25 protein-coding genes are annotated in these 20179 nt (G+C 44.0%); 11 read left to right on the plus strand and 14 right to left on the minus strand.

All coding sequences use genetic code 11. The annotated features are described in order from the left end of the window. On the plus strand, positions 1 to 699 hold a 699-nt coding region (purQ, locus tag OSCI_RS23125), incomplete at its 5' end, for a phosphoribosylformylglycinamidine synthase subunit PurQ (protein WP_007357593.1). On the opposite strand, the gene OSCI_RS23130 is transcribed toward purQ, so the two are convergent. Continuing rightward, positions 696 to 1184, minus strand: a complete 489-nt coding sequence (locus tag OSCI_RS23130; protein ID WP_007357594.1) for a DUF29 domain-containing protein — start codon at positions 1182 to 1184, stop codon at positions 696 to 698. The two genes, purQ and OSCI_RS23130, sit on opposite strands and share 4 nt — an antisense overlap. Before the next feature lie 358 nt (positions 1185 to 1542). After that, a complete protein-coding gene (locus OSCI_RS23135) occupies positions 1543 to 2277 on the minus strand; it encodes a response regulator transcription factor (protein ID WP_026103716.1) in 735 nt (244 codons plus the stop codon). 401 nt (positions 2278 to 2678) lie between these two features. Here OSCI_RS23135 and gvpA point away from each other — a divergent pair, with 401 nt between their 5' ends. The 5 genes from gvpA to OSCI_RS23160 all read left to right on the plus strand — a co-directional run bounded on the left by gvpA (position 2679) and on the right by OSCI_RS23160 (position 6639). Then, positions 2679 to 2897 (plus strand): gas vesicle structural protein GvpA, encoded by a 219-nt coding sequence (gene gvpA / locus OSCI_RS23140; protein WP_007357596.1) that lies wholly within the window; start codon positions 2679 to 2681, stop codon positions 2895 to 2897. A 376-nt stretch (positions 2898 to 3273) separates the two neighbouring features. Continuing rightward, positions 3274 to 4326 (plus strand): hypothetical protein, encoded by a 1053-nt coding sequence (locus OSCI_RS23145; protein ID WP_007357597.1) that lies wholly within the window; start codon positions 3274 to 3276, stop codon positions 4324 to 4326. 59 nt (positions 4327 to 4385) lie between these two features. Beyond that, on the plus strand, positions 4386 to 5609 hold the full coding sequence (gvpN, locus tag OSCI_RS23150; RefSeq protein ID WP_007357598.1) for a gas vesicle protein GvpN: 1224 nt from the start codon (positions 4386 to 4388) through the stop codon (positions 5607 to 5609). Positions 5610 to 5614: 5 nt separating this feature from the next. Continuing rightward, positions 5615 to 6010, plus strand: a complete 396-nt coding sequence (locus OSCI_RS23155) for a gas vesicle protein (protein ID WP_007357599.1) — start codon at positions 5615 to 5617, stop codon at positions 6008 to 6010. Between the two features lie 167 nt (positions 6011 to 6177). After that, on the plus strand, positions 6178 to 6639 hold the full coding sequence (locus OSCI_RS23160; RefSeq protein WP_007357600.1) for a gas vesicle protein K: 462 nt from the start codon (positions 6178 to 6180) through the stop codon (positions 6637 to 6639). Positions 6640 to 6817: 178 nt separating this feature from the next. Here the strand turns inward: OSCI_RS23160 and OSCI_RS23165 are convergent, their stop codons facing one another. The 4 genes from OSCI_RS23165 to OSCI_RS23180 form a co-directional block, all read right to left on the minus strand. After that, positions 6818 to 7186 carry a hypothetical protein gene (locus OSCI_RS23165; RefSeq protein WP_007357601.1) on the minus strand — a complete coding sequence of 123 codons (369 nt, stop codon included), beginning with the start codon at positions 7184 to 7186 and terminating at the stop codon, positions 6818 to 6820. Further along, a complete protein-coding gene (locus OSCI_RS23170) occupies positions 7183 to 7503 on the minus strand; it encodes a hypothetical protein (protein ID WP_007357602.1) in 321 nt (106 codons plus the stop codon). The genes OSCI_RS23165 and OSCI_RS23170 overlap by 4 nt, the downstream gene beginning before the upstream one ends. Positions 7504 to 7698: 195 nt before the next feature. Further along, entirely contained in the window at positions 7699 to 9297 is a 1599-nt protein-coding gene (locus OSCI_RS23175; RefSeq protein WP_007357603.1) for a sensor histidine kinase, read from the minus strand. Positions 9298 to 9299: 2 nt separating this feature from the next. Further along, the gene (locus OSCI_RS23180; protein WP_007357604.1) at positions 9300 to 9977 is read right to left on the minus strand and encodes a response regulator transcription factor; all 678 of its coding nucleotides are present in this window, start codon (positions 9975 to 9977) and stop codon (positions 9300 to 9302) included. A gap of 147 nt (positions 9978 to 10124) precedes the next feature. On the opposite strand from OSCI_RS23180, the gene OSCI_RS23185 reads away from it, so the two are divergent. Both OSCI_RS23185 and OSCI_RS23190 read left to right on the plus strand, forming a co-directional pair. Further along, positions 10125 to 10628, plus strand: coding sequence for a Spy/CpxP family protein refolding chaperone (locus tag OSCI_RS23185; protein ID WP_007357605.1), 504 nt, complete (start codon positions 10125 to 10127; stop codon positions 10626 to 10628). Positions 10629 to 11176: 548 nt separating this feature from the next. Next, complete coding sequence (locus OSCI_RS23190) at positions 11177 to 11905, plus strand: GerMN domain-containing protein (RefSeq protein WP_007357606.1); 729 nt, start codon at positions 11177 to 11179, stop codon at positions 11903 to 11905. 93 nt (positions 11906 to 11998) lie between these two features. Here the strand turns inward: OSCI_RS23190 and OSCI_RS23195 are convergent, their stop codons facing one another. From OSCI_RS23195 to OSCI_RS30920, 6 genes are all read right to left on the minus strand, one after another. Further along, positions 11999 to 12391: an ArsR/SmtB family transcription factor gene (locus OSCI_RS23195; protein WP_007357607.1), complete on the minus strand. Its 393-nt coding sequence runs from the start codon at positions 12389 to 12391 to the stop codon at positions 11999 to 12001. 27 nt (positions 12392 to 12418) lie between these two features. Next, a complete protein-coding gene (gene accB, locus OSCI_RS23200; protein ID WP_007357608.1) occupies positions 12419 to 13006 on the minus strand; it encodes an acetyl-CoA carboxylase biotin carboxyl carrier protein in 588 nt (195 codons plus the stop codon). A gap of 140 nt (positions 13007 to 13146) precedes the next feature. Then, positions 13147 to 13704, minus strand: a complete 558-nt coding sequence (gene efp, locus OSCI_RS23205; RefSeq protein ID WP_007357609.1) for an elongation factor P — start codon at positions 13702 to 13704, stop codon at positions 13147 to 13149. Between the two features lie 436 nt (positions 13705 to 14140). Beyond that, entirely contained in the window at positions 14141 to 15328 is a 1188-nt protein-coding gene (locus OSCI_RS23210; protein ID WP_007357610.1) for a hypothetical protein, read from the minus strand. 50 nt (positions 15329 to 15378) lie between these two features. Beyond that, entirely contained in the window at positions 15379 to 15555 is a 177-nt protein-coding gene (locus OSCI_RS30325) for a hypothetical protein (RefSeq protein WP_007357611.1), read from the minus strand. A gap of 241 nt (positions 15556 to 15796) precedes the next feature. Then, entirely contained in the window at positions 15797 to 15970 is a 174-nt protein-coding gene (locus OSCI_RS30920) for a hypothetical protein (RefSeq protein ID WP_007357612.1), read from the minus strand. A gap of 149 nt (positions 15971 to 16119) precedes the next feature. On the opposite strand from OSCI_RS30920, the gene OSCI_RS23215 reads away from it, so the two are divergent. Next, positions 16120 to 16536 (plus strand): AbrB family transcriptional regulator, encoded by a 417-nt coding sequence (locus OSCI_RS23215; RefSeq protein WP_007357613.1) that lies wholly within the window; start codon positions 16120 to 16122, stop codon positions 16534 to 16536. Positions 16537 to 16825: 289 nt separating this feature from the next. On the opposite strand, the gene OSCI_RS31040 is transcribed toward OSCI_RS23215, so the two are convergent. Beyond that, positions 16826 to 16969: a hypothetical protein gene (locus tag OSCI_RS31040; protein ID WP_193387022.1), complete on the minus strand. Its 144-nt coding sequence runs from the start codon at positions 16967 to 16969 to the stop codon at positions 16826 to 16828. 260 nt (positions 16970 to 17229) lie between these two features. On the opposite strand from OSCI_RS31040, the gene OSCI_RS23225 reads away from it, so the two are divergent. Both OSCI_RS23225 and OSCI_RS23230 read left to right on the plus strand, forming a co-directional pair. Continuing rightward, positions 17230 to 17700: a regulatory protein RecX gene (locus OSCI_RS23225; protein WP_007357615.1), complete on the plus strand. Its 471-nt coding sequence runs from the start codon at positions 17230 to 17232 to the stop codon at positions 17698 to 17700. A gap of 301 nt (positions 17701 to 18001) precedes the next feature. After that, on the plus strand, positions 18002 to 18727 hold the full coding sequence (locus OSCI_RS23230; RefSeq protein WP_007357616.1) for a WecB/TagA/CpsF family glycosyltransferase: 726 nt from the start codon (positions 18002 to 18004) through the stop codon (positions 18725 to 18727). 52 nt (positions 18728 to 18779) lie between these two features. On the opposite strand, the gene OSCI_RS23235 is transcribed toward OSCI_RS23230, so the two are convergent. Further along, the gene (locus OSCI_RS23235) at positions 18780 to 20129 is read right to left on the minus strand and encodes a tetratricopeptide repeat protein (RefSeq protein WP_007357617.1); all 1350 of its coding nucleotides are present in this window, start codon (positions 20127 to 20129) and stop codon (positions 18780 to 18782) included. Positions 20130 to 20179: the final 50 nt, after the last annotated feature.

Below are 20179 nucleotides of genomic sequence, written 5' to 3' on the forward strand. Positions count from 1 at the left end.
ATGAAATTTGGCGTTATTGTTTTTCCCGGTTCAAATTGCGATCGCGATGTGGTTTGGGTGACTCAAGGCTTGCTAAATCAGCCTACTCGCATGATTTGGCATGAAGAAACGGATATTTCTGACCTAGATGTGGTAGTAATTCCCGGCGGTTTCAGTTATGGAGATTATTTGAGATGCGGCGCGATCGCACGTTTTTCTCCAGTTATGAAAGCTACTGTTGAACACGCCAAACTGGGTAAACCCGTTTTGGGCATTTGCAACGGTTTTCAAGTATTAACCGAAGCGGGTTTACTCCCAGGGGCCTTAACCAGAAATGCAGGTTTAAGTTTTATTTGCGATCGCACCCCTCTCAAAGTCGAACGCACTAACACTCTTTGGACTTCGGCTTATAAATCCGGTCAAATTATCAACCTTCCCATTGCTCACGGTGAGGGACGCTACTATGCGGATGCTGATACTTTAGCTGAACTTGAAGATAACGGTCAAATCTTATTTCGCTACTGTACAAGTGCAGGTCAAATCAGCAATGTTGGCAATCCTAACGGTTCGTTAAATAATATTGCAGGTATTTGCAATCGTCAAGGAAATGTGTTAGGAATGATGCCGCATCCAGAAAGGGCTTCCGATCCTATGTTGGGCAATACCGAGGGAATTAAATTATTTGAAGGATTATTGTTGGCTGCTCTTGCAGATGTCTAGTCTCGTTCGTGATTAATTAGAGAAATGATGAAGCTAGAGTCGATCGCATCTTCAGGAGAAAAGGGACAAAGTTCACTAAAAGTATTAACAGGTATCTTGGTTTCCGTAGAAGCATCAACGACAGCATTAGAGTAGCAGTCAGAAAATACTTCAAGATAGTAAGGTTTGAGGCTGGGACTATCTTTTAATAAAAACTCAAGCTGACGACGTTGTTCGAGAATCGTACTTATCCAAGAATTTGAGCGTAATGAGGGTTGATATTGATACTTGAGTAAGTGCATCAACAAAACAATTAAGCGGTTTTTAAGTTCCCGTCGCTGACTACCACTCATTGACTCAATTTCCTCAATTAAATTGTCAAAGTCAACGTCATCAAGTTGGCGGGAGCGCAACAGTTGAGCCGTCGTATTGAGCCACAGATAAAAATCCTCTTTATAGAGACTGTCTCTATGAGTAACTGATGTTTTGTTCGAGTTGGTAGTCATAGCGATCGCACTTGTAAACTAATTAGCCAATAAATCTGTTAAGCTGTTACGCATATAAACTGTATTATCTGTGTCTGTGACCTACCCCCCAACCCCTTCCCTGCAAGGTTCGGGGAGAAATACATTGATGAATTAATACACAAATTAAATGTGTAAAAGCTTATCATCTCTACCTGTAGCGAACTGCAAACAGCTAGGTCAGGACTTATGCACTGTACCATAAACCTAAGTTTGAGATTGCTTCCCTACGGTCGCAATGACAGAAAATCGTAGTACGTGCGTAAGTCCTAAACAAGTTACCAATTACCAATTACCAATTACCAATTACCAATTAACAGTTAACAGTTAACCGCTATATCTAATGATTTCTGTCCTCCTCAGATTTGCTCCCATTGCTGGGTAACTCCAAGCAATAGCCAGCCCCATAAACGGTTTTAATGAAGCGGGGATGGCGGGGATCGGGTTCCATCTTGGTTCTCAGATGTCTAATGTGTACTCTGATCGTCTCGATGTCGTCATCAGGATCGTATCCCCAAACTTCTTTGAGAATTTCGCTGGGAGAGACGGTTTGACCGTGACGCTGGAGTAAGCAGTGCAGTAACTCGAATTCTAGGTGAGTGAGTTTGACTATTTGAGCATACCAAATAGCCTCAAATCTCTCTGGGACGAGGGTAAGAGGGCCGTAGCTCAGGATTTCAGCGTGTTTGGCGGCTTGAGGGATGCGGTCGGTTCGCCGCAGCAAGGCTCGCACTCTCGCTAGCATCTCTTCTAGCTCAAAGGGTTTGGTCAGGTAGTCGTCAGCACCGGAGTTAAAGCCTTCTACTTTATCTTGGGTTTGACCCAAGGCGGTCAGCATTAATACGGGAATGTCTGCGGTGCGATCGTCGCGGCGCAAACGCTGGCAAACTGTAAATCCATCTACCCTCGGCAGCATTAAATCTAGCATGATCAAGTCAGGCAGCATTTGGATGGCTAGGGCCTGACCTTTGATGCCGTCTTCTGCTTGGGTGACTTCGTAGCCTGCCATTTCTAGGTTGACGGCAACAAGTTCCGCGATCGTAGGGTCATCATCAATAACAAGTATCCGGGGCATCATTATTCATCTTACCGCTAACCAGATGGCGGAGGGTATAGCCTTCTGGCGGTTCTAGGTATGTTTAATTGTGAATCTTTTAATCTTAAGCTTTTTTACCGATTATAAGGTTCATTAAGAAGTGTTTGATTAATATAAAATTTTATGTGCCAATTTTAAGCCTGTTGTTCTGCTAGCCAAGAGAATTTAAATCAAAAATTGAAAATCAAAAACTATAGAGCCTAAGCTTGGTCAGCAGTGCGATCGCACTTTAGGAGCCGAGATCCAAAACTTAGACAAAATGTAATCTAGATTAGGGTAGATTTACTGATTTCGCCAAGATGAAACCCTAGTATGATGGGTTCAGAGGCGAAATAGGTGCAAAACACCAAGCCTCAAGCTCAAATTGAGGGAATTGAATCATGGCTGTTGAAAAAGTAAACTCATCCTCTAGCTTGGCTGAAGTGGTTGACCGCATTTTGGACAAGGGTATTGTGATTGATGCGTGGGTACGTATTTCTCTCGTGGGTATCGAACTGATAGCCATCGAAGCTAGGATCGTGATTGCTTCTGTGGAAACCTACCTGAAGTATGCTGAAGCTGTTGGTTTGACTTCTCAAGCGGCGGTTCCGTCTGTCTAGCTAAAACGGGAATTGGGAATGGGAACTGAACATTAAGGGTGCAAGCTACAGAGTGCAGAGGTAAATAATACGCTACAAGAATTTAAGATAAGTTGCTCATTTCCCTTCCTGTGACTGCTGCGCCTGATTAATCCCGCGTCCGATCGATACTGATTAAAGATTTGGATGCGGGGATGGTAATGAAAAAACCCAGATTTCGATCTAAATTTAAGACAGATTAGCCCCGATAGTTGGGCACAAATGAAATGGGATCGGGACTTACGCAAAACTATCAGTAACGCCGCCCGCAAAGGCGGTCAAGTCACCGCCAAGATGCCGGCGTTACGTAATTATGCGTAAGTCCTGGTGATAACTGAATCAGGAGGTAACTCTGATCATGGCTCTTTTAGATGAGTGGCGATCGCAAAGGGAAGAGCGCCAGCAAGAGGTGCGATCGCGCCAGCAAGAGGTGCGATTGACTATTGCTGCGCTACAAGAAGAACGTCTGACTCAAGGATTGCACGATCGCAACTGGAGACAGCAGGCATATACGAATTTGCAGCGGCAGACGCAGCAATTTTTGACGGCGACAAGCTCTAATCGCCGCATTCAAGCTGAGTTGTTAGCTAAAAAACTTGATGAATTTACGCGATCGCTTTCCTTGCAAACGGCTCAGTTTTTAGCGGAGACTACTACAGATAGAGAAAAACTGGCAGCGGCGACATTTAAAGAATTACGCGAATTTCACGCAACTCTGAGTGCAACTTTGGCGACTTTGCGCCAACAACGCCAAGATCGGATCGAAATGCTCAAAAATCAGACCCAAGAACTTTTAACATCAAGTTACTTGCAGCGAATTCAAACTCAAGCGCAATTAAATCGCCAATTAACTGTCTGGATGGAAGCTTTGCGATCGGATATTCAAAGTTATTTGCAAGAATTGGAGTTGATGGGTGAAGCAAGGAGGCGACAGCTACACCAATCTTTTCAGGAATCGAGGGCACAGCGATTGGCAGAGGCTCAACAGCTACGCGATCGCCACGCTCGTTTTCAAGCTCAACTGCATTTGTACCGCCAAAATTTACAATTTGAAGTTTGGGGCGAACACAGTAAGATCGTATCTAAGACCCATCAACGCTATCAAGGCAGTAAAATTGGATTTCAACCTGTTGCTGCTGAAGCTCCAATCAAGCTAGAGGCAGAGGTGAAAGCAAAGCCAGCGGAAGCTATAAAGCCCAATATGACCGCAGTACAGGAGCAATTGGTTTATAACTACATTCGCCAGGGTAAGGGGGCACGGTTAACGGAAATTGAGGCAGCAACGGCTCTCAGTCGGGTTCAAACTGTGGATGCACTGCGATCGCTACTTCAAAAAGGTGCCATTGTCCAGCGCGATCGCCTTTACTTGAGTTTAGATGCAGTTAAAGTTCCCGTGACTATCACACGCTAAAGTTAACCGTTAACCGTTAACAGTTAACAGCCATCCCAAAATTCAAAACTTAAATTGCTATGACTACAGTGCTCAGAGCGCGTCCTAAAGGATATGTTAATACCCGCGCCGCCGAAGAAATGGCACTCAGGGCTCTAAGGTATTTAAAATCAGGCTTTGGCGTACATTTGCGCGGCCCTGCGGGCACAGGAAAAACAACTTTGGCGCTGCATTTAGCAGATTTGTTAGCGCGTCCAACAGTGTTGATGTTTGGCGACGATCAACTCAAAAGTACAGATTTAATTGGCAATCACTCAGGTTATACACGCAAAAAAGTAGTCGATAATTACATTCATAGCGTCATTAAATTAGAAGATGAATTGCGGCAAAACTGGGTCGATTCAAGATTAACTTTGGCTTGTCGTGAAGGGTTTACATTAGTTTATGACGAATTCAACCGTTCTCGTCCAGAAGTTAACAATGTATTGCTTTCAGCTTTAGAAGAAAAACTGTTAGTGCTGCCACCTAATGGTAATAAGTCTGAATATATTAAGGTACACCCCGAGTTCCGGGCAATTTTCACTTCCAATTCCGAGGAATACTGCGGAGTTCACGACACGCAAGATGCCTTGATGGATCGGTTGGTAACAATGAATATGCCAGATCCAGATGAGGAAACTCAGCAGGAAATTATCGTGGGGAAACTGGGGATAAATGAAGAGTATGCTCGGAGAATTGTACAGTTAGCGAGAGAGTTTCGCCATCGGATCGGTACGGACAAAGCTTCGGGTATGCGCCCTGCTTTAATCATTGCTAAAATCTGTCAGGAACATGAGATTGCAGCCACAGCAGAAAGTGTAGATTTTCGAGAGATTTGTGAAGATGTGCTTTTATCTCGCTGTGGTAAACCATTAAATTTGGCTACAACTATTCTGGGGGAATTGTATAGAGAACTTTCGGTAGATTGGCCTGTTCTAGAAGAATGGGAATCTAACGGCTTATTGGCAGAGGATGAGGGGGAAGATGTCAATACCACCAGCCAGAATTTAGATACAATAGACACAGCAGTCGCCGTTAGTCAAACACAGGAATTGACGCAGGAACTAATGAATCGTGCTCAAGCGCTTTGCGAAGAGGAAGTTTACACTTATTTGCAGAATTCTCGCGGCGCAAGGGTTGGCGAGATTGAAGCGGCTTTAGGCATTAATCGGGTACAGACTATTGACGCGCTGCGATCGCTAATTAAAAAAGGTGTTTTGAAACAGCAGCAAAACCGTCTATTCGTAACTCAGGGAGATAATTAATAGTGATGACACAACCAATACGCCCTCCTAGTGCTGCAAGTCGAAGTATGACTACTTCAACGGGAGGTTCTACTTTGGCAGATGTGCTAGAAAGAGTTTTAGATAAAGGCATTGTAATTGCTGGAGATATTTCGGTTTCTGTTGGTTCAACGGAGTTGTTGAGTATCCGCATTCGCTTGTTAGTTGCTTCGGTAGATAAAGCTAAGGAAATGGGAATTAATTGGTGGGAAACCGATCCTTATTTGAGCAATCAAGCACGGACTTTGACTGAATCCAATCAAATGTTATTAGAACAAGTGAAGAGGTTAGAAGCAGAAATGCAAGCGCTGAAATCGCTAGTGGGCAGTCAGCCGCCAATCACTGAATCGGTTAATACTGGGTTAGGAGTAAACGATCAATAAATTAATTGCTAATGGCTAATGGCTAATGGCTAATTACTAATTACTAATTACTAATTGCTAATTACCCATCCTCCCCATCTTCCCCCTCTTCCTCTTCTTCCCTAGCCCCTAGCCCCTAGCCCCTAACTGCTGAAAGCGGTTGCTATACCTATTCTCCCATTTCTTATATGCTTGTTCCCAATTCTGAAAAATCTAGTAAAGATTCTGGTTTAGCGCCCCTACTACTAACTGTGGTTGAGCTCATCCGTCAATTGATGGAAGCGCAAATAATTCGCCGCATGGAAGCTGGTATTTTAAGTGATGCAGAATTAGATCGGGCGGCTGAGAGTTTGAAGCAGTTGGAAGCGCAAGTTTTGCAAATGTGTGAGATATTTGAAATCGATCCTGCTGACTTAAATTTAGATTTGTCAGAAATTGGGACTTTGCTACCAAAATCTGGCGGTTATTATCCGGGAGAAACTTCTAGTAATCCGTCAGTTTTAGAGTTGCTGGATAGACTGCTGAATACGGGGGTTGTGGTAGAAGGAAGTGTAGATTTAGGATTGGCTAAGTTAAATTTAGTTCATGCTAAGTTGCGGTTGGTGCTAACTTCTAAACCTGATGGGATGACAAAGAAAGCTATCAACTAGAGTTGATATTGGTTAGAGGGGATAGGTTTCTGGGTTTTTCCTAAGATAAAGGGGCATAGTACAAATTTACAACAAGAAATAGAAAATATTCCGCAGGTTATTCTTAATTTCCTCCGAATTTAAAAACTTATCTTAAAAAAAATAGGTTTTGAAAATAGGCGATACGATCGCACCTTTTTTAATCTTCTCCTAACGTCAACAAACCTATTTTTTTATCCACCAATAATCGTCGAGTCTCTAACCAAGGCAAACCAATCAAAACTTCAGGTACTCCGTCACCAACCACAACCGGAACAGTCAACTCTTGACTATCAAATAATACACTTCCCTCATAAATATTAAAACTTGCTACACCCTGTGCAGTCAGCCTTTCTTCTCGTTCCACAAACGACCATCCTAAACTCTCTACATCTTGGGTATCCATCGCTAACCAGTCAGTAAATCCAGTGTCTAGCAAAGCATCAACAGTAATTACTGAACCATCCGCAGCAATTAACTCAATCTCAAAAAACATCTCTCCTTTCCTGCCAAAATAACCTTGAATCATATTTTCCCAACGGTTCCAGTTTCATTCAAACACATTGCCATCAGCACGGCTGTTGGGTACTTTTTCTTAGCTTTTTCGCGGGCTAAATTTCGCTCTGAATCAATAAAATATTCTCCACTATTTGGCTCAATATAAATAAACCAATCAGGGTATTTTTGAACTAATTCGGGATAAACTCGGTGAAAAATCTCCCGACAACGTTGAGCAAATATTTCTTGCTCGGTTTGGCGTTTAGCTATCTCTTCAGAGGAAAGACGAGGGCGATTGGGAAATAGAGGACTACCGTGAGGCACTTTTGTACGGGTTGTTAGTGTCATGTTGATAAAATTATAATTTATTGCAGTTACTTTACTATGACTTGCGCTCATTGACCTAGAAACCGGGTTTTTTTACAAAAATACTTCGTTAGAGCAGCGGAGATTTGCTAAAAAACCCGGTTTCTTGAGTCGCAGTGCGTAAGTCCTGCTTACATTATAAGTCGTTAAGGGATTTAGGCTACGAAGTAAGTTATCTCAAACCTTACTTTTTTTTAACCGCCCCGTAAATCCTGTTAATCTCAAAGTAAAAGCAGTTTGACCAAGAGGTGTCGAATCTAATTTTAACTCTCCACCATGAGCGCGGGCAATTTCACGGGATAAACTCAATCCTAAACCTAGACCTTCAATATGGCGATTATGGGCCGAATCTCCCCGGTGAAATCGGTTAAAAATTCGTTCCCGATCGCGTACAGGGAGATCGTGAGAAGAGTTACTCACAGTTACAGAAACCATCAACTCCTTACACTGCGCCTCAACCCGCACCCAACCCGACGCTAGATTATACTTAACAGCATTAGTAATCAAATTTTGCAATACTTGGATCAATAAATCCCGATCGCCTTTAACTCGTAATCCCGGCTGAATCTGTAAATGTACAGTTAAATGAGGTGCTAATAGTTCAATATCTTCTGCTAAAGTCGCCAAAAGTTCGGACAAATCGATCTCAACTTTGTATAAGCGCATTTGTCCCGCATCCGCTAAAGATAGTAGCAATAATTTACGGACAATTGAACCCAAACGCCTTACTTCATCCAGCAGATTACTCAGATTTTGCTGGAGTTCGGAACCAGAATCAGCCTGTTGCAATGTCCTCTCTAATTCACCTTGCAAAATTGCTAAAGGGGTTTTCAGTTCATGGGCCGCATCCGCGCTAAAACGGGATGCTTGTTGAAAGCTACGTTCTAGGCGTTCCATCATTTGATTAAATACCTCTATTTGTTCCAAAAATTCCACATCTACTGCACTAATGGGAATGCGCTGATCTAATCCTTTTGCTGTCACTCTTTGCAAAGTCGCCGTAACTTTACGGATTGGTTTTAAGGCCCTTTCAGATAGAAACCACGCCGCGATCGCGACTACAATCAAAACTGATGGTACTGAAATCAGAAAGATATTACTAATCGCACTCATTTCGTGCTCTAATTCAGTGAAACTGACTGCGATCGCAATCTGAATAAAAGGAGATGTCACTCCCCCAACCCGCCAAATTCCCGTCTTAGTATGACGTTTCACCAGTGGAGATAACTTGTTTAGGTGCTTTTCAGGTCTATTTTCATGTCTATTTTCATCTCTAAATTGTGGTCGTTCTCTACGGGATTCTGAAGGGGGAAAAAGCCCTTCTTCTGGTGGTGGCGGTGGTGGCCCTGGGGGGAATTCCTCTTCCTCTCTCGGTGGTGGGTAGGGGTACTGAGAGCCTTCTTTGGGAGGAGGAAAGCGCGGTGGTGGTCTGAAAGGATCTTGGGGAGGAAATAATCCCGCTCGATCTAAATCAGAGGGCCAACTGGTAGATTGAAACAAGACATTTCCATCAACATCAAGCACCAATAGTGCAATCTTTGCCTGGGAATCAACACTGAAGAAAGATGGTAACGCGAACTCATAAGACTCCCAATGATCTAGGGGACGCGGTGCAGAAGATTCCCGCAATAAATGACTTTTGATTTGATCGTCAAGACGAGCTAATTTTGTCTGATAAATTTGAAACCAAGAGACCAAGCCAAAACCTACTAAAGCGCTACCTGCAAGAATTACAGATAAAAGGGTAATTCGGAGACGAAAAGAATGCCATTTCACGATTAAACTTCCGGTTTACGAAAACAATAACCAACTCCTCGCACGCTTTCAATACAACTCGCTCCCCCCATCCGTTCCAGCTTCTTACGAATACGTTGAATACAAACATCAACTAAGTTTGTAGTTGGATTAAAATCATAGCCCCAAACGTGCTCTAAAATTTGCGTTCGGGTTAAAACTCGTCCCGGAGAACGCATCAGATACTCCAGTAAATTGAACTCGCGGGTAGTGAGTTCTACCGACTGCTGATTGCAAGTAACTTGGCGAGTAATGCGATCTAATTTTAGCGGCCCCAGGCTCAAAATATTCTGCCGTTCGCCAGAGACGCGGCGGATAACTGCATGAATACGTGCGATTAGTTCTTCCACAAAAAATGGTTTGGCTAAATAATCATCAGCCCCAAGATTTAGTCCTTCTAGGCGGTCATCAAGTTCATTACGAGCTGTCAATAAAATCACGGGCACATTCCGACCAGATCGGCGCAAACTTTTAAGAATTGCCAATCCATCTTTACCTGGGAGCATAATGTCAAGAACTAGCACATCATACTCGTTATCCATTGCTCGTAGATAACCTTCATCGCCGTTATCGCAATAATCAACCACAAAACCTTGTTCTTTCAATCCAGCACAGACAAAGCTAGCAATTTTGGCTTCATCTTCAACATACAGAATATTCATATTTTTGCCTCTTTTCTGATTATACTACGGTCTGGGATTAACGAACATTACAAATTTGTCATTTAATTGTAGGTAAAGCTGTCATATTCAAATTGTTTAATTAGAAAATAGACAATTCAAGTTCAAATCATTTTCAGGGACGATCTAATGATTAAACGTTATTTATTTGTATTGGGTACAACATCTCTGATTCTACAGATTGCGAGTGGAATTGGGGTTAATCAATCGCAATTGAGGAATGTAAGTGCTGAAAGTGCGATCGCTCAATTCCCACCCTGTCCGCCACCCCCCCCACATCCTCCGATGATGGGAATGGAATCAGCGAGTCAGCCGGAACCCCCTTGGGCAAAAAATATCAATCTCAGCGACGAACAGCGATCGCGCATCCACGCGGTTCGCGAACAAGGTATCAAAGTTATCCAGAAGGTACAAGACCAACTTTTTGAGGCGGATGGGAAAATGCGATCGCTCTTAGAAAGCAGTGCCCCTTTAGAGCAATTGCGACAACAACAGCAGTACATCCAAACCCTACGCCAGCAAATCGATAACAATCACTTTGAACTGATGTTAGCGGAGCGCCAAATATTGACGCAAGAACAGCTTATTCAGCTTAAAGAGTTGATGCAACGGCAATTGGGGCGACCTGAGTGATATAAACTCCGGCTTAAATAAATCTTTATATTCTTTAGTCCGCCTTTCACTTCGTTCTGCAAGTAAACTAAGGCGGACTTCGTTTGTGTAGTAGCGCTGACAACGACGTAACGATCGAGTCAAAAAAATAGCTACCCTAGAAGGTGTTAAAAAAAGCAGTACGTCAACAGATGCTAAAATATTTAAGTCGTAAATTTGCCCTTTTTTGCCCAAAAAGTAACCAACAAGGTTGGTGGCTCCAATAAACAAATTAAACAAACTGAAGCTTTTTGATAAAGATAGATATCGATATATAGCAACCGCCAAGATGGTTAGGATACTCGACTTATGGCCCAAACGATGATTCTATGTCCCCTCTTCCCCATCTTCCCCATCTTCCCCATCTTCCCCTAGCCCCTAGCCCCTAGCTATACTTAAGGCTGGTAAAGCTTGCATCAGCCGCCGCAGGCGTTTCCAGAATCTAACTAGAGACAAATGTAGCTAAATGTAGCTATCTGAAGTAGCTCTTCACCCCTTAAAGTGACCGATCCTCAAGGAGAAATTTTAATATGAAAGATCGACAAAAAATTCGCCAAGTCCCTATAGCCGTCATTGCAGGTGTTTGTGGATTCGTTTTAGCCGCTGGTGGGGGTATAGCCTGGTGGACAACGCAAAATCCCAATCTCCGTAGCAGCCAATCTTCTGCTCCCCCTACCGTCCCCGCAGCATCCCCTAGTCCCAGCAATACACCAAGTGTAATTATCCCCGTACCAGTTCCCTCTCCTGCCCAGATTCAGCCATCTCAGGGTTCGGAGTCGGCTCTCAAGCCGCAGTCTCCCCAACCCCTACCTTCAGGCTCAACCACGAATAAAACAGTTCAAGTCTACTGGCTCAAAGATACAGGCGGCAATTTTCAGATTGTTCCTGATAAATTAGCCACTCAGGGTATCCAGAAGCCCGATACAGCTATCAAAGGTGCTTTCGAGCACTTGTTAGCAGGCCCTACAGATGCGAATGCCCAGAGCGAAATTCCCAAAGGCACAAAACTTGAGAGTATAAAAGTAGTGGACGATGGCGTTTACGTAAATTTGTCAGAGGAATTTACCTCTGGCGGTGGTAGCACTTCCATGATTGGCCGTTTGGGACAAGTAATATTCACGGCTACCAGTTTGCAACCTAATGCCAAAGTCTGGATTTCTGTGGATGGAAAACCGTTAAAAATTTTAGGTGGTGAAGGCTTAGAGGTGGCTTGGCCGAGCACTCGCTCCACCTTTGAGAAAGACTTTGCTCTCCAGTAATTGTTAGCCTGCGGTAATGGGTAATTGGCAATTGGCAAATACTGAAAAACTATGGCAGATTGCCCATTGCCTCAAGGCATCTACCAATTCCCCCTACTGCTTGCTGGCTAAACTAAATTCCCGAAAATGACGGGCTTGCTGTTCGATACGCGCCGCGAGGCGATCGCATACCAAATTGCACAGCTCAAAAATCAATTCATCTGCCACCCGATAGTAGGCTGAAGTTCCCTCACTCCGACGAGTGAGAATACCAGCCTGAAGCATAAGTTTCAGATGTTTAGAAACATTGGCTTGACTGGTTTCGGTTGCTTCCACCAACTCTTGAACGCACTTTTCACCGTCACGAAGCAGGTTTAAAATCCGCAAACGCATCGGTTCACTGAGAATGCTGAAATACTCAGCAACTTGCTGCACAACTTCTTGTGGTACAGGCTGGGATGATGTCATCAAACTCACCTGAAAGAACTGATCCCCAAATACTAACATTTAGTGTTTATAACAATACAGTAATCCTTACTCAGGATTAATCCGCATCAGTGGCTGACCGTATTCCAGAGGTTCGCCGTTCTGAATCAAAATTTCCACCACGCAACCGGACACTTCTGTCTCAATTTCGTTCATCAGTTTCATTGCCTCAATGATACAGACTGTTTGACCAACTCTGACGCGATCGCCTACCTGCACGAAAGGCGGCTCATCAGGCCCAGGAGCCCGGTAAAAAGTTCCCACCATTGGGGAGATCACCTCCACCCATTTAGGTTCTGCTGGGGGGGGAACCGCTATCGGTCGAGCAGCACTAGCACCTGTCTGAGGAATACCTTTAGCATCAGCATTCACCCCCGAACTTAGGGGTGCAGAAGCAACCAATGCCCCCGTCAGGGCAACTGCCTCAGAAATAGCCCCATCAGTCACAATATCGGAGCGATTGGCGATCGCATCAGAATTGGCAGCATCACCCAGGGAAGGAGCCCCTGGTTCCCTGAGAGCAGAGCCTTTTCGCACCGTCAATTCAAAATCTGCACTTTTTAAGTTCAGCTCCGAAATGCCAGTAGAGTCTAAAACCGTCAGCAGTTCGCAAAGCTGGTTTAAGTCTAGTTGCACAGCAAGTTAATCGGTAATGGGTTAATTGGGTAATTGAAAATGGCATTTTCTGTAGTGATGAATTTTGAGTGCTGAGTTTTAAGTAAATCTTTTAATTCAAAACTCAAAACTCAAAACTCAAAACTATCTAGACATAGCCTTTATTCGCGACCAAGGTAGCTATCGGTGCGGGTATCGATCCGAATCCGTTCCCCTGCGGAAATAAATAGCGGCACCATCACCTGAGCCCCAGTTGAGACGATCGCAGGTTTACTGCCACCAGTAGCAGTATCTCCTTTAACACCGGGATCTGCTTGTATTACTTCCAAGACCACCGCATTAGGCAGTTCCACCTCTAGAATTTGTTCGCCCCAGCGGAGAATATTAACCTCCATCCCTTCCGTCAGGTACTTGACGCGATCGCCAATCTGGGCAGCACTCAGAGTCGTTTCTTCATAAGTTTCCATATCCATAAAGACAAACTGATCGCCATCTTTATAGGTATGTTGCATAGAACTCTTTTCCAGGTTGGCTTGAGGTAAAGTCTCCCCAGCTCGGAAAGTTTGTTCTACTACGTTTCCGGTTTGTACGTTTTTTAATTTCGTCCGCACAAAAGCTGAGCCTTTTCCGGGCTTAACGTGGAGGAATTCAACCACTTTCCACACCCCGTTATTCCACTCAATTGAAACACCTGGTCGAAAGTCATTACTCGAAATCATAAAAAAATCTGGTAAGTGTGAAAACCGCTTCTAAAAATGTAGGCAAACCTAGTTTAGCCCTACATTAGACTCCCCGGTTCAAGTCTTAAGCGACGCTTATTTAGGTATCTTGACCTTAAAAACTTAGTCAATTAAGACTTCAGGTGGTCAGTTAACCGAATTTAGAGGCATCAAGCCTCCTCACTTCAGTGGGGGTGCTGACGGCTTAAAAAGAACAATCGGCATTTTATTTTACCGCCCAACGGGGCAAGGAGATGTAACCACAGCCAAAAAGCTTCTATTTTCGGTTAGGGACGTTCTGAATTCCAGCATTCTATTCCCTTCTATTCCCTTCTTCCCTTTTTTCCCCTTCTTCCCCTAGCCATGAGCATCGGAGCATCGTAGCCCCTAGCCCCTAGCCCCTAGCCCCTAGCCCCTAGCCCCTAGCCCCTAGCCCCTAGCCCCTAGCCCCTTCTTCCCTGGTGGGTCGAATTAAAACCAGTGGCGTTCGCTCGTCAGCATTCCCCGCCGGGTTGCTTTTCAAGGCTTGCTCTAAAAAGGCAGGGGAAAGACCGACAGTTGCTGCTAATATTTTAACTGCTTTCAAGTCGTTAGCGTCTACGATCGCACTCGCCATTCCCGTCTCTCGCTGAATGCGGTCAACTACTTCCTGGGGATTTTCTGGGCCGAGGACTATAAACTGGTCGTAGGGTGGTAGCGTACCTGTTACGTCGTCGATCAGTCGTGCTTGTTCCCCCGCTAGCTGGTAAAAGACTCCGGGTTTGCCAAAGATTTTCGCGATCGCACCAATTGTAAATGCAGCCAACACTCGCAATGGCCCGACAATATCAACTAATGCCTGCATCCCGCAAGCTGTCGCTAAACTTGATGTCGGTAAGAAGAATAAACACACCCGTTTTGCTACCCATCCCGGTTTTACTTCGCTGGGATGACGAAATCGGCCCTGCATAATTGCCACTGGAGTCTCGCCAATTGTCACCACATCGCCTTTTTGTGCGTAGGGAAGAGCATAGCGTTTGACAACTTCTACCGGGTCATCAATTGGACTCAATATATGGGTACGAATCGGAAAAACATCGCCAACACCTACATTTCTCGCTTTGGGAGTTGTCTCTGAAGTTGGAAATTGCAGTGGTACTACTACATGACGGACTTTTGGAATCCGCCCTTGGGGGCCGTAGGTGACATAATTTACTTGCACCCAAGCTGACTGCAATTGATTCAAATCCTCGCCGTGAATTTCTACTGATACTTTAACTTTTGTAGTCTTACGAGCTTTAACGATATACCCAAACCAGTAGTCATCTGCTCTTGCTGGTGTCTCTTTATGGCAAGGAATGACTTTGGTTTTGTGGGTAACTCCGTCTAAACTGCCATCTGATAGGAGTTTTACCCGTGCCTCAACCTCTGGCAACATGATTTCAAAACGATCGGTTAGGTTCTGAAATTCCATTTCCCCCACTAATAGGTAGCGATCGGGTTCTGCTACGCTTAAGTGCCAATCTCCCGGCATCAGGTTTAATTTATTGCCGGGACGCAGACGGTACTGCAACTCTAAGGCGAATCCGCCTAATGCCAGCAGTGAAGCTCCTGCTGCGACTCCAATTGCTAAACTGCCAATCACTCAAATCACCACTTATCAAAATTTCACTGTAGTCAATTATTACCTTAAAGTTAAGCGCCGCAAAGATAATTATCCTCTGGGTCGTAACTTTCAGGCGGCGATCGGATTGTTAATACCCAATCTGCTGTCCTCTCTTTTGCTGAGATATTCCAGGTTAATAGGAGTAGCATTTCTGCGATCGCTGCCTCTATTATTCTTCTATCGCCTTTTAGATCGCTATCCGGCACGGCCGGAACGAGCGCACTTATTTCCCCTTTCCCATTTCCCTTTTCCCCCTTTGGGTCGCCGATAGTAAATTTCCCTACTTAAATTGGGAGCAAATTAGATTAAGTACGCATCAGACTGATTAGTCGATCCTCAGTGACATTCATAGGCTAAGTTTTTCTTCCCCTCTCCAGACGCGACAACTTCCTCTAGCTGCCACCAAATTTAGCAAATTAGTAGTATTACTTATTCTTCCATCCCCTCTCAACCGCAAAGATCGGCACCACTTCTCGGCCCAATCTTACCGCGTGCCAGTAGCACAACAGGATGCTCAAAACGCTTTTGAAAAAGTACAGGATAGCTCGCTCCGCCTAAAACTTGTCCCAAGGGATTATACCATTTTCGATTTTTGATGCAAGGATTAGAGATAAAATTCATCCTTACCAGCAGACCGAGACGTAAATAAAAGGCGTGAAAATTCCCAGAAAAATGGAAATAAGACTTTATCCCACAGAAAGAATGTGAAATAAATTAGGTGTAATGTGTTCTAATTAATGTAGTAAACCTAAATTCACGAGGTATTCTCAATGGTAGAAACAGCTACAGCACCTTTAACAGGAAAAGCTCTGCTTCAAAAAATCAAAGGCAGCGATTTACCACGCCGAGAACTAGCCAAACTCTGCGGCTACTACACAGTCAGCAAAGGCGGCGATACTCGCATCAACTTAGCAGAGTTTTACGACTCTGTACTAGCTGCTAAAGGTATTGAGCTAGAGAAAAGCAAAGCTGATGGTCGCGGCCGAGAAGCTAGTTATCGAGCAAGCGTTCACAAAAATGGCTCAATTGTTATTGGGGCCAATTATACGAAAGAGATGGGCTTAAAGCCAGGGGACGAGTTTGAGATCAAATTGGGCTACAAGCACATCCGCTTGATTCAGATTGATGCTGACCTGACTGACATTGGAGGTGATGACGAGGGCGATGAAGAAGATGGAGAAGAATAAAGACTAGGGGATTGTAAATCTACTCCCGCACTTGTTCCTCTAACCACACTTTATGTCCCTAGTTCCTCTATGTTTAGCTAATGTTACTAAGACTTCCGTACTGACACAAAAATTATTGTTCGGATCGCTGGCTCAAAGGCTGGAAGCCTTGTCCTAGAGTGGATTATCCGACTGAGTGCGTAAGTCTTAGTTGCTTTACAAGGGAAAAAATATCAGTCTTGCTGCTCTCGTTCGGGACGGCTATGCTACCTTGCCGACAGTAAATTTTGGCTTGGGGATTTTGGATTATTTAGTTTTGCGCCTCGATGACGAATCGGTGGAACAAATCGAAAAATGGCTCTCCAAAATCTCCGATCTGCCGGCATTTGCCTGCGGTGGGTACAGTTTCCAGCCAAGCAGGTAAATCTAAAATTGCCAATCTAAAAATCTGCACGCAGGCTAACTCAGCAGGGCAAATTTAGTCCCTGTTTGTTCAAACAAGAGGAAGCGATCGGGGTCAGGGGAAGGAAAATTAAGAAAACTTTTCTTTGGCTTTCCTTTCCGCTTTCCCTGTCAAGCTCCAGAAGTAGAATCAATCTAAAATCTAAAATCTAGAATCCTTGCTGGTCGGCTAGGGCGGTCGTGTAATACGCCCAAACCTTAGTTTTGTCAAGCTAAAATATTAAAATCTAAAATCTAAAAATTGGCTGCCCGATGAACTGTCTGGACTATTTCTATTTTCTGTTGGGTCGCAAGGACTACAGCGTCTCTGAACTTAACAAAAAGGGGCACGATAAGGGGTTTGAGGCGGGTGATATTCTCGATGCGATCGCTGAACTTCAAAATCTTGGCTATCAGTCTGACTCACGCTTGGTTGCTAGCCTAATTAGATCGTATAGCGGTAAGTATGGTAAATCTGTAGTCAAGCGCAAGTGTAGAGAAAAAGGAATTGATGGGGATTTATTTGAAGAAGTCTGGGCCCAACAATACCCTGAAACAGAGAACACAGAGGACGAAAAACTCGAGCTACTCAAAGCCAAGGTAATGCGGAAATATAAGATCGATGACTGGAGTAAAGTTGACCCGAAAACGAAGGGAAAGGTCTTGAATTACTTGCAGTATAGGGGGTTTAATGCTTTTGAGCTTTGGCAGCAGTGGCAGAGAGAAGCAGAAGAGGAAAATTAAAAATTAAAAAGTTAAAAAATTAAAAATTAAATTTATCCAGAATGATTAAAACTGGGTTGGGAGAGAAAAATTAAAAGGGGGTTGGCGTAGCGCTCTAAGTTTTAGTACGCGAAAATTAAATGAGAGCGATCGCTAATTACCAAATACCAATTACCAAAAAGTGCGATCGCACAATGCAAAATTAAAATAATAAATTTAATTTTTAATTTTTAATTTTTAATTTTTAATAGGCCTCTAGCCTTGATTGCCGCGATCGGCTAGCCTAACCTAGTAGGTGTGTAGGATAGATGAAAACAGAATTATGGATTACGAGCTCCCACAATTTCCAGTGCTGGGGCAACCCGTTCACCTTTTAGACGATTACCCAGGCTGGTTGATGTCGCGATCGCATCGGGGCCTCGGCAGTCATGTCGTGACGCTGAATGCTGAAATGGCAATGCTAGCAGAGCGCAACCAAAACCTAGCTAGAGCGATCGCTTCATCAGAACTTGTAATTCCCGATGGAGCAGGCGTTGTCCTCTACTTGCGACTCAAAGGCAAAACCATCAAGCGATGTCCGGGGATAGAGTTAGCAGAATCACTGCTGCGTCAAGTCGGACAAATGGGTTCCAATGAACCTGTATTTTTCTATGGGGGTTCTCCAGGGGTCGCGATCGCAGCAGCAGAGCGTTGGCAACAGCGAGTCAATGGATTAGCGATCGCATCTCAGCACGGCTATCTTTCGGAAACAGAAGAAACAGAGTTAGAAACTTCTCTCAAAGAGTTACAACCAAAGCTCATTTTTGTGGGTTTAGGAGTGCCTCGTCAAGAGTTTTGGATTGCCAAAAATCGTCATCTGTGTCCCCAAGCCATTTGGGTTGGAGTCGGCGGTAGCTTTGATATTTGGGCAGGAGTTAAAACCCGCGCTCCTGCCTTTTTCTGTGACAATCATTTGGAATGGTTATATCGGCTTTATCAAGAACCTTGGAGATGGCGGCGGATGTTAGCTTTGCCACATTTTGCCTTAAAAGCTGTTTTCAAAAGTTAGCTGTTAACGGTTAACGGTTAACGGTTAACTGTTAACTGTTAAACAACTTAATTTAAGGAGTGGGTTTTGTAGTATTTGGCTTAGGAGAGGGGGAGGTAATATTGGGAGTTACTGGTGGAGTTACTGGTGTTTCCTCACCAGCTACTACTGATGAAGTATCAACCGTAGATGCAATATCTCTCCGCCCAGCTTCAACTAGCCATTGATACTCATTGAGGGTTTCTGGACGAGCAAATTTTTTGCAATGCTCCCATTCTCGTTGCTCTCTTTGTTTATTTTTCTGAATTTCTCGTACCTTTGCTAGCAGGCAATTCGCCATCCCGCCACCTATTCGACGCTTATTAATTTTTTTGTCGAGTGCGATCGCAGATTCTAACTCCAAAGCAGCTTTGTCATATTGTTTTTGATCCAATAGAACCCATCCGAGATTTCTGTGGAGTTGAAATTTGATGAAGTCATCGTTGCTACGCTGCAAACCCATCCGAAAAAATGCTTCTGCTGTCACTAAATTCCCTTGGTGACGATAGACACGCCCCAAATTGTTAAAAGCTAAAGGATTCCCATCTTCTAATGAGTCTTTGTATGTTTTTTCTGCTGCTTCCAAATTTCCTATAGATTCATAAACTTCCCCCAAGCCAAGGCTAATTTTGTCATCGTCTGGATCGAGGTTAAGTGCTTGTTTATACTTCTCCTCTGCTTTTGTTAATAGACCTAGATCGTAATACTTGCGTCCTTCCTGATAATAGGAGTCAGCAATTTTAGGTAAATTGGCTTGAGCAACGATCGCACCTAGCAATAGGGTAGCCGAAATTCCCAAGGTAACTTCGCTCTGTAAATGGGAGGGAATCCTCGCTTTATTCATCATATTCTTAATGACTTTCTCTCCTCCTCCGCCTTGCAAACTCGACAAAGCCAAGGCCATCAAACCGCTAGGGCCAATGATACCAAATGATTCCAGCACGCTGAACCCGCCCACAGCAAATTTGGGTATCAAACTTGTCATATAGGCAGCAAACGTAGTTATACAGACGACGCTTAACCCATTCCAGAGGTCATCGAAACGATCCCAGGAGTGTGCTTGCTTGGCGGGTTGAAAAAACCACCACCAGGATGACTCTGGAGGGTTCAAACTACTACGCCAGTCTTCTAATTTACCCGCCTCTGCGATCGCACCAGCTTGTGTTTTTAACCGCTCATCTAATTGAAGTAAACTAGCTATAGTTGTCGCCGAAGACTGAGTTAGTGAGTTTAAAGCTACGGCGACGGCATCGCGAGCTAATAGGAGGTTCAGAGTTTTTCCCTCTGATTTGGGTGCTTCTTGCTCAAACTCATTCAATGCTGTTACATAATCCACGATAGCCAGGTCTAATTCAGAAGCTGTGTTTTTATTTAAGTCAGTCATTATTTAAGCACTTTTTCGCAGTATTATCTAGAAAGTATAAGCTAAGAAGA

This window comes from Kamptonema sp. PCC 6506 (genome assembly GCF_000180455.1).
Taxonomy (GTDB): domain Bacteria; phylum Cyanobacteriota; class Cyanobacteriia; order Cyanobacteriales; family Microcoleaceae; genus Kamptonema; species Kamptonema formosum.